The sequence below is a fragment of the Pelagicoccus enzymogenes genome (genome assembly GCF_014803405.1).
Taxonomy (GTDB): domain Bacteria; phylum Verrucomicrobiota; class Verrucomicrobiia; order Opitutales; family Opitutaceae; genus Pelagicoccus; species Pelagicoccus enzymogenes.
Window position 1 is genome coordinate 22394 of sequence record NZ_JACYFG010000024.1, and the last position, 8572, is coordinate 30965.

Annotated in this window: 9 protein-coding genes; 1 reads left to right on the forward strand and 8 read right to left on the reverse strand. The window is 56.1% G+C overall.

Translation table 11 applies throughout. The features are described 5' to 3' along the window. Positions 1–462 precede the first annotated feature (462 nt). From IEN85_RS10695 to IEN85_RS10705, 3 genes are all read right to left on the reverse strand, one after another. On the reverse strand, positions 463–1617 hold the full coding sequence (locus IEN85_RS10695; RefSeq protein WP_191617087.1) for a glycoside hydrolase family 26 protein: 1155 nt from the start codon (positions 1615–1617) through the stop codon (positions 463–465). Between the two features lie 18 nt (positions 1618–1635). Then, the gene (locus IEN85_RS10700) at positions 1636–3039 is read right to left on the reverse strand and encodes a glycoside hydrolase family 26 protein (protein WP_191617088.1); all 1404 of its coding nucleotides are present in this window, start codon (positions 3037–3039) and stop codon (positions 1636–1638) included. 127 nt (positions 3040–3166) lie between these two features. Next, on the reverse strand, positions 3167–3697 hold the full coding sequence (locus IEN85_RS10705) for a GNAT family N-acetyltransferase (RefSeq protein WP_191617089.1): 531 nt from the start codon (positions 3695–3697) through the stop codon (positions 3167–3169). A gap of 614 nt (positions 3698–4311) precedes the next feature. On the opposite strand from IEN85_RS10705, the gene IEN85_RS10710 reads away from it, so the two are divergent. Then, positions 4312–5007 (forward strand): VPDSG-CTERM sorting domain-containing protein, encoded by a 696-nt coding sequence (locus IEN85_RS10710; RefSeq protein WP_191617090.1) that lies wholly within the window; start codon positions 4312–4314, stop codon positions 5005–5007. Positions 5008–5237: 230 nt separating this feature from the next. Here the strand turns inward: IEN85_RS10710 and IEN85_RS10715 are convergent, their stop codons facing one another. The 5 genes from IEN85_RS10715 to IEN85_RS10735 form a co-directional block, all read right to left on the reverse strand. Continuing rightward, positions 5238–5546 carry a type II toxin-antitoxin system RelE/ParE family toxin gene (locus tag IEN85_RS10715; protein ID WP_191617091.1) on the reverse strand — a complete coding sequence of 103 codons (309 nt, stop codon included), beginning with the start codon at positions 5544–5546 and terminating at the stop codon, positions 5238–5240. Further along, the gene (locus IEN85_RS10720; RefSeq protein ID WP_191617092.1) at positions 5534–5791 is read right to left on the reverse strand and encodes a type II toxin-antitoxin system Phd/YefM family antitoxin; all 258 of its coding nucleotides are present in this window, start codon (positions 5789–5791) and stop codon (positions 5534–5536) included. Before IEN85_RS10720 ends, IEN85_RS10715 begins: the two co-directional genes overlap by 13 nt. A gap of 275 nt (positions 5792–6066) precedes the next feature. Then, on the reverse strand, positions 6067–7308 hold the full coding sequence (locus tag IEN85_RS10725; RefSeq protein ID WP_191617093.1) for an IS256 family transposase: 1242 nt from the start codon (positions 7306–7308) through the stop codon (positions 6067–6069). Positions 7309–7768: 460 nt separating this feature from the next. Further along, positions 7769–8164 (reverse strand): hypothetical protein, encoded by a 396-nt coding sequence (locus tag IEN85_RS10730; protein WP_191617094.1) that lies wholly within the window; start codon positions 8162–8164, stop codon positions 7769–7771. Positions 8165–8189: 25 nt separating this feature from the next. After that, positions 8190–8572, reverse strand: a 383-nt coding sequence (locus IEN85_RS10735; protein WP_224772524.1) for a hypothetical protein, incomplete at its 5' end; no start/stop codon positions are given.

Consider the following 8572-nt stretch of genomic DNA (forward strand, 5'->3'; position numbering starts at 1 on the left):
TTCGTTTTTCGTCTGGCGAGCGCTTTCCAGGTGGTCGAGGATGGTCACCGCGCTGAAGATCGTCAGTCCGAAAAGGGGAATCATCATGATGGCGATGATGCGTTGCGTGAAGCTGAGTTTATTGAGAAGAGTATTCACGATTCGGTGTACGGGTTGGAGTTTGCCTGCTCCATCGGACTTTACCTAGTCTCCTTGAACGGTGCCTAAGTAGTTGCTTTCCCTTAACTTGAGCCCGAGTGCGCGTGACTACTCGTTTCTATGAAACAAATTCATGAAAAAGGGCGTTTTGATGTGGGATTTCGGTAGACCCACGTAGGAATCGCATGTTTTCGAAGGCAGGGTGGCGTAAAAATCCTGCTATCGAAAAAGCGCAGTTTTTTTTCGGATGGCTGTCTGCTCAAGCTTTGTTCTAGGAATTCACCCCAAGCGTTTCGGCAGGAAACCACCTGCTTTTTTTGGGCCCTACTGGCTGTCTCGAGGCGCGTACATCTTCAGCCGTGAGACTTCCTTTTCGAAAAGGGTCGACGGGTGCTCGTAGAATTCTCGAAAGGCGGCCTGGGAAGCGTCGGGCGAGTTGGCGTAGGGAACGTAGGGGCCGGACCAGTCCGAGTTGATCCAGGTGAGGATCCAGGCGATGTGGCGGGCTTTTTCGCTCTCCAAGATCGGGTGCAGCACGCTTTCGTTCCACCAGTCGGGCTGGACGCTGTGGTAGTCGATGTCCTTGGTGGTTCCGTATCCGGTCTCGGTGAACGCGGCGACTTTTCCGCGGGCGGCGGCGAAGTCTACCGCCTTCTCCAGGTTCGCGACCATGTCCGCTACGCTGAACCAATGAACCGCGGGGTTGCCTTGCCCGTACCCGTCGAAGCCGATCACGTCCACATAGTCGTCCCCAGGGTAGTATTCGAGGGGGAAGGCCTTGTCGGGGGACCAGCAGAAGAGGAGGTGGTCGGAGCGTTCGGACATGTATGCGACGAGGATCTGGAAGGCTTTGCGGTAGGTTTCGGGGCCGCCTTTGAGCCGGCTGCCCCACCAGAACCAATTCCCGTTCATCTCATGGAAAGGACGGAATACGATGGGGAAGCGCAACTCTTCGTTCACGATGCGCAGCACTTCGTCGAGCTCCTGGTAGAACCAGGTGACGTCGCCCTCGCTGTCGTCTCCGTTCACCACGTTGTAGAGAATTTCGGCGTCGCGTTCGTGCCAGCTGTGGCTGTATCCGTATTTCCCCATCCAATGGTAGTCGAAAGTGACGACCGCTCCGGATTCGTAGGCGGTGAGGGCGGCGAGGGTGTGGGCCATGCGCTCGTGCGGTTCCTTGTCGATGAGGTAGTGGAAGTCGGAGCCATGCACGCCCGGGTGGTCGCCTACCACGTCCTTAAGGTCGGACGTAGTGGGATCGTTGATACCCTTCATCTCTCGCTGGTAGCTGAGAGGGAACTCTTGTCCGAACATGATCTTGTCGGTTTCCCAGGCCAAGTAATGCAGGTTGGCCAAGAGGTTGGCCGTTTCTGGCGAGACGCTGGGGTCGACTGCTTGCGGGGCTTTGCTGTCTTGGGCGCAAGCGGTGCATGCGAGCAAGGGCAGGAGCGCGAGGAAGGTGAGGCGAGGTAGGTTCATCAGGCGGGGGTGGTTAAATTATTCGGAGGCGGGAGGGGCGTACACGTTCAGGGCTGCGACTTCGCTTTGGAAAAGGGTGGCTGGGGATTCGTAGAACGCTTTGAAGTCGTCTTTGGCGGCTTGGGGAGATGTGGAGCGAGGGATGTAGGGGCCGGACCAACTTGCATTGATCCAGGTGAGCACCCAAGCAATTTTGCCCGCTTTCTCGTCGGCGACGATGGGGTCTAAGATATGAGTGGTCCACCAGTCGGGATCTCCAGTTTCGAAGGAGCCGCCCCTCGCGTAGCCGGTTTCGGTAAGGGCCGCTACCTTGCCGCGGGCGGCGGCAAAGTCGATCATCTCGGTCAGCTTGCTCAGCGGGCGACCGGGATCGGTGACGTTGTAGATGTCGCGTCCAACGATGTCGACGTAGGCGTCGCCGGGGTAGAATTGCTCGAAGTCCTCCAGGGCCACGTCCGGGCTCCAGCAGAATAGGACGTAGTCGGTGCGTGCGGACAGGTACTCCACCAGCAGGCGATAGGCCTGCCGATATGTGTCGGCCCCGCCTTGCATTTGCCGTCCCCACCAGAACCAATTGCCGTCCATCTCGTGGAAGGGGCGGAAGACGATGGGGAACTGCAGCTCGTCGTTGATGATTGCCAGGATGCGGTCGAGGCTCTCGTAGAACCAAGTGACGTCGCCGCGGGAGTCGTCGTTCCGGACCACGTAGTCGAGCAGCGTATCGTCTTGCGGATGGGCCTTGTAATCGCCGCCGTACTTGCCGGCCCAGTGGTAGTCGAAGGTGACGATGGCCCCGCTCTCGTAGGCCCGCTTGGCGGCGGCGATGTGGAAGTGTTCCTCCCAGGAGCGGTCGATCATGTAGAGGAAGTCGGCGCCGTGGACCCCGGGGTGGTCTCCCACCACGTCCTTGGATTCGGACTGGTCGATGTCTCCGTTGCCGATGTTATCGGTGGAATTGTAGCTGAGAGGAAACTCCTGGCCGAAGGCGAAGCGCTCGGCGTCCCAGCCGAGGCGGTGCAGGTTCTGGAGGAGGTGGCGAGTTTCCTCGGTGACGGTGGAGTCGGCTGGGAAAGGGCCGGCGAGGGGCGCGATCCTCAGGAAAACGGCATCGTCGAGCAGGGTCTCGAAATCGATGCTCCAGCTTCCGTCGCCCCGATCGGACGCGGCGAAGATCGCCACTTGGCCGTCCGCTTGTACGGACCAGGCTCCTTGCTCTTGGTCGAAGGAGAGCGGGTAGGCGGTCCAGCTGCGGAGGTCGTTCGAGAGCTCGAGTGCGTGGCGCAGGCCGGGGCTATCCTCCTGGACGCGGAGTTGAGCACGCAAGGCGGTGGCTTGTTCAGTCGTTACGACCTCTGCTGAATAGGCGAGGACAGGGAAGCTTAAGGCGAACAAGGCGAATGACTTGCGGATAGCGGCGAACATGGGGCACGAGGGAAGGGTGTCGCACCAAAATAGCTTGGATCGCTGCAAATTGGTAGGCGAACGAGCGTACCGAATTAGAGTCAGTTTTACGCTGCGCCGCGACAAGCCCCTTCATCCAGGGAGTCGTTTAGGCGACAAGTTTGCCGTACACGATGTGGTCGTACCAATGGTCATGTACCTTCTCGGCCCGGCGAATGGTACCTTCCATTTCGAACCCGAGCCGTTCGGGGATGGCTCGACTGCGTGCGTTTTTCGCGGCGCAACGAATTTCGAAGCGCTCCAGCTGGTAGTAGTCCTGCCCGACGCGGATGAGATCCTTCACGCATTCGGTCATGATCCCTTTCCCTTGGAAGTCCTGACCGAGCCAGTAGCCAATGTGACCGGAGCGGTTTTGCAGGTCGATGCAGTTGTAGGCGAGCGCTCCCGCCAGGAGCCCGTCGTAGAAGATGCAGGCGTGCAGGGCTTCGGAGAGTACGAACTTGCTGAGCTGCTCGATGATGAAGTCCCTGGTGTCCTGGGGCGTTTTGACCTTGTCGACCCAAGGGAGCCAGGCTTGCAAGTACTCGCGGTTCCGCTGGGTCAAGGCGAACAAGTCGTCCGCGAACTGAGGGACCGTGAGGCAGAGCCGAGAGCTTTCGTTGACTTGACGTGAAAACATGGTGCTGGAATTCCGTTTTGCGGAGCCATCGCCGAGTGGCGGGTTCCGAATCCTTCGAGTTGGTGACGGCTCGCTGCTTTGGACTTGGGACCGAATCAATCGGCTGCTGGTCTCGCATCAAGGAGCCTTGAAAAATAGCGCGAGAAGGGCGTTTGCTCCAGTCGGCGGAACCGGAAATAGGCGAAAGCTCGGTGACTTTTCCTGAGGGGGCGCTTGCTCCCAGCTCGCGCTTGGGGAGGGGATTCCGCACGGCCTTGAGGCGGGCTAGAAAATGGGAAGTTCCCATCGGGCCCTCTGCCTGCAAAGGCTTCCTTGGCGTTGCGTGAGTTGACGTATCAGCGGGGAGACGCGGAGGGGGCGAAAATTGGCCGAAGGCGGTCGGGCTCGCTTTCCTTGGCATCGTTTCGCGATCCTCACTTTCCGTTAAAACTGTCAAGCTGTAAGGAATAACAGACAAATTACGTATCCGGCTTTCCTTTAGCCGGAGTGAAGGGCAGCGACGTAAAAAGCGTTATACGAGGAACTTGTGGGGCGTAGGATCCTAGGCTGCCAAACTTGGTAAGGTCTATGCAGTCTAAGTAGTAATCCCGGTAAACAACTCAACCCCTATCCGTATGAAAAAGATTCTAAGAATACTAGGGGCGGCCGCCATCCTAGGCGCGACCGCTTCGGCAAGCGCCCTGTCTTTCGATTTCTACAAATTGGACAAGGCAAACAATCCAGTGACGGACTTCCTGCCGTCTTCCCCTTACGTCACCAGCAGCAATGACGCCTTGGGCGATCCCTTGCTGCAGTACACGGTCGACGGCGTCGTGGTAACGGCAACGGCCACCTTCAATGGAGCGACAGCCCATGCTGTACAGGACTCCACAAAGGATTGGGACGACGTCCATGGCGCCGGTTTGGGCGTCTACAAGACGCGTACTCCGATCGATCTCGGCGACGACAACATCGACAGCGGCGAGAAGCTCATCTTGACCTTCGACCGAGTGGTGACCCTGACGCGGATCCTGCTACGCGCGGACGGTCATAATATCACCAACTGGGCGGACGGCGCGACCTTCCTGCTCAACGGAACCAGTTACAACCTCCCCAAGAACGTCGGCTACATCGATGGATCTTGGACCGGAAGTGTCTTCACGTTCATGCACTCGGGAATCGGTCCCGCGTCAGAAACGGGGTCTGAGGTTTCGCACGACTTCTACGTTGCGGGACTGAAGGTCAACGTCCCCGACACCGGTTCGACCATCGCTCTCCTAGGTCTCGGCCTGCTTGGCTTGGCTGCCGCCTCACGACGCAAGCACTCGTAGGAGCCGCCTAGGTTTCCAATTGATTGCAAGCCGCACGCTTTCAAGCGTGCGGCTTTTTTGGGGCGCCCAGTAGGGCGCTCTTGCTTGACAGTGACTATTGCGAAAACCGATGAAAGCCTGTTGCTCGCCCGACAAGGGAAAGGGCTAGTAGCCGAAAGGCAGCTGCGCAGCCGCATGCTAGATGGTGTGAGGGCCGCAGGAGTTAATGCCCGCGGCTACCCGATTTCGAACTATCTTTCATACTCAACGATCCGTGACAGGTCGAACTTACGTTCCTCTTTCACGACGTGCACAATGTAGATTAAGTCTTCTTCGATTCTGTAGTAGATCAGGACAGGTTTGGAAATAAGACGTCGATATGGGGTTCCTTTCAGAACTCTCGGTTTTGAACCAGACTCTGGAAAGCTCTCCAGTTGGTCGGTTTTTTCGAATGCGCGCCTAACAACCCGTTTTGCTGCCTCTGGATCGTCTAGGTCGATGTACTCAGCTATTGATTCCAGATCTCTTAACGAGGTTTCCGCCCAAATCACGCGAGCCATTTCTTCATTCTCTCTTTCGCTTCCCTCTGTTCTACGACTCGACCTTGCTTGATCGCTGACTCGCCTCGGGCCAGCCCTTCTAACAGTTCAGTCTTTCTCGTCATTTCCTGAAATGACTGAACGTCAATTAGATAAGCTGCAGGCTTTCCGTGTTCGGTGATCAGTACAGGTTCGTGCTTTTTGTTTAAGTCGCGGATGATTTCCGTGGCTCTCCGTTTCAGACTCGTGACTAGTTCGACTTTCATGGAGTGATACTTAAGTGGCACTATGTCTCAAGGCAAACCTACTTTTTTCTTCGAACTTCGAGTGCATACGATGGAGGCGGCGCAGCTCCACTTGGCAGGACCAGCTGTTGCTGAAAACGCAGATAAAACGAAAAACGCGACTGTGGTTAGTGTCCGGAATCTTTCGCAAAAAGGTAGCTGAGCCTTCAGGCAGTGGCGTATTCGTTTTTCGTTTTTTGGTTATTGGGTTAAAGGTATCTAAATGTCAACTAGCCCCCGAGGGGGCTGCCGCCGCTTCAGGCGCTCTTCTCCTCGTTTTCTTCAGCCAGCAGCTTCATGTCCAGGTAGACCCGGCTGTCCGACCACGACTTCGAAGCGACGTACCGCAATCTGGCGCAAGCCAGCATCAACGCGCTCTTGCCGTCAGGGAAGCAACCGACGACGCGGGTTCGTCGCCTGATCTCCTTCATGATCCGTTCGAGCATGTTGTTGGTTCGTATGCTGCGATGATGCTTCCTTGGGAATCGGTAGTAGGTGACGCTCTCGGCTATGCCTTCGCGAAGAACCGCAGCAGCAGCGGCCAGCTTCATCGACTCGAGCGATCCTGCGACCTCCATCGCTTTTCGGGTGGCCGCCTCCGCGGACTCCTGGGCGTGGATAGCCTTGAGCATCGCTGCCGCTGTCGCCTTCTTGCTGTGCGAGACCTTAGCCAGCACGTTGCGGTGGAAGTGAAAGAGACACCTCTGCCATTTGCTCGCCGGATAGATCTCGGGCAGAGCCTCCACAAGCCCCTTGGACTTGTCGGAGACAGTGAGGTCTATCTTCTCGAGCCCTCGCGAGTAGAGGTTCTTGAGCAGTTCCAGCCAGCTGTCCTTCGACTCGCTCATCCCCTCGACAACGCCGAGCACCTCGCGGAAGCCATGCTCGTTGACGCCGATGGCGACGAGCACGCTCACGTTCTCCATCTCGCCGCCCCACGAACGCTTCAGCCACAGCCCATCCATGAAGGCGTAGACGTAACGACCGCGCAGCGGACGCTGCCGCCACGCCTCGATGCGTTCGTAGATCTTCTGGTTGAGATCGCTGACGGTCGAAGGGCTTACCCTCGCACCCCAGAGCGCTTCGGTTATGTCCTCTATTCGACGGACCGATACGCCAGCCAGGTACATCTCAACCAGTGATTCCTCCACGCTAGACTCGCGTCTGCGGTAGCGTTCGATGATCTGGGTCTCGAAGCTCGCTCCGCGAAGCTTGGGGACCTTCAGCTTCACTTCGCCAGCTCCAGTTTGCAGCTTGCGCTCGTAATGGCCGTTGCGATGAGCGGAACGCTCGTCGCTGCGTTCGTAGCGCTTCGCGTTGCAGATCTGGTCGGCCTCCGCGTCGAGCAGACCGTTGATCGCTTCCTCGACGGTTCCTCGCACGAAGCCGCCCAGATCCTTTTTCAAATGCCCGAAGTCGATCCTTACGACTTCGCTGCTTGATGCCGATCCCTCGGCGGTTATCGTTTCGTTTACTGTCTTTCCGTTGGTGTCTTCCATTTGGGTATTTGCTTCAACACCAACTGCCTACCGGATTATCGGCGGAAAGGCACCTCTACTATTTTGCGAAACTTTTCGGACGTTATCCGACTGTGATTATTTTACTCACGCAGAGGTGTCACGCGGCGCTTGTCGCCGTTGTATCGACTGCCTTGGTACGCCCGGCATGGGCGTCTGCTGGTGTGGCTCAAGTCCACTATGCATAAAACCCAAAGTTAAATTCCTAGTTGATCGCGTGCACGAGGGTTCCGGGGGGTGAGCTGCTCGAGCAGGCTGGCGCAGTACCGAGCGGAACGACACAGCCACATCTGGTCCTGGGCCCTTTGGTCTTCCTTGTACCGAGCCGCAGGCGACAGAGGATCGAACAACATCGCGCCATACCTGTATCCATAAAGCAAGCGCGGCCAAACTCAATCAGGACTTATCCACAATCGGGAGTTTTTCGACAGCCTCGTTGGCACTAGTATCTGTATCCACCTACTACTTTCGCCTTTGTTACTGAATAGTTTTCGATTCGAAGAAACGCTAGAGGTTCTGATAATTTAAAGTTCTCGGTCTGGTAGCCCTTGAGGACTCTCAGGTTTGAACCTAATCCTGATGTCTCATCTATGAATTTCCCTTCGGAATCGTAGAACTCTACTTCTATGCCAATCGAGTTCCAGTCCTTGTTGGTAAGATTCTCAACAGATCCGAAAATCATCAAAACATCTTCTCTCTTTTCGATCTTGTCGATTTGCACTCTAAATTCGTCTGGATCGGGTCCAGCCATCTTGAGTTGCATGTATACGATGTATCCGAAAATAAGGACGGTGGGCAATGCCCATATGGCTTTCTTCAAGAGTTGTGGATTCTTCATCTATTTCTCTGCCAACGCTGAGGTCTCACGGCGTGCGCTTGCGCACGTTGTGAGCACCGACTTGATATGCTTTATTTTTTACTGCCCAGCAGAAGCTGAAGAGTAAGCTGAAGTAGGTAGTGAAAAGAATAGCTATGACGAAGAATGCTTTTCTGTAACCGTTCGCTTCGAAGAAGCGTCCAGCATCAAAATATGTGAGGATATCCTGAATACCGTCTATACTTTTATCTCCGACGGACACGATCATAATTATTCCCAGCAGCGTCCAAGTCAAAGGAGCACTGATCAAAACCCACTTCATCCAATTCGGTGCTTGCTCTTCCTTTCTGAAAGCCAACGAAACGATGAACCCGATCAAGATGGTGACACCGTAAAACTGTGGATTGCTAATCATTTGTTTTGCATATC

Coding starts and splice junctions, on each gene's coding strand:
- IEN85_RS10695 (WP_191617087.1), bottom strand. CDS start 1,617: ATGAACCTACCTCGCCTCACCTTCCTCGCGCTCCTGCCCTTGCTCGCA.
- IEN85_RS10700 (WP_191617088.1), bottom strand. CDS start 3,039: ATGTTCGCCGCTATCCGCAAGTCATTCGCCTTGTTCGCCTTAAGCTTC.
- IEN85_RS10705 (WP_191617089.1), bottom strand. CDS start 3,697: ATGTTTTCACGTCAAGTCAACGAAAGCTCTCGGCTCTGCCTCACGGTC.
- IEN85_RS10710 (WP_191617090.1), top strand. CDS start 4,312: ATGAAAAAGATTCTAAGAATACTAGGGGCGGCCGCCATCCTAGGCGCG.
- IEN85_RS10715 (WP_191617091.1), bottom strand. CDS start 5,546: ATGGCTCGCGTGATTTGGGCGGAAACCTCGTTAAGAGATCTGGAATCA.
- IEN85_RS10720 (WP_191617092.1), bottom strand. CDS start 5,791: ATGAAAGTCGAACTAGTCACGAGTCTGAAACGGAGAGCCACGGAAATC.
- IEN85_RS10725 (WP_191617093.1), bottom strand. CDS start 7,308: ATGGAAGACACCAACGGAAAGACAGTAAACGAAACGATAACCGCCGAG.
- IEN85_RS10730 (WP_191617094.1), bottom strand. CDS start 8,164: ATGAAGAATCCACAACTCTTGAAGAAAGCCATATGGGCATTGCCCACC.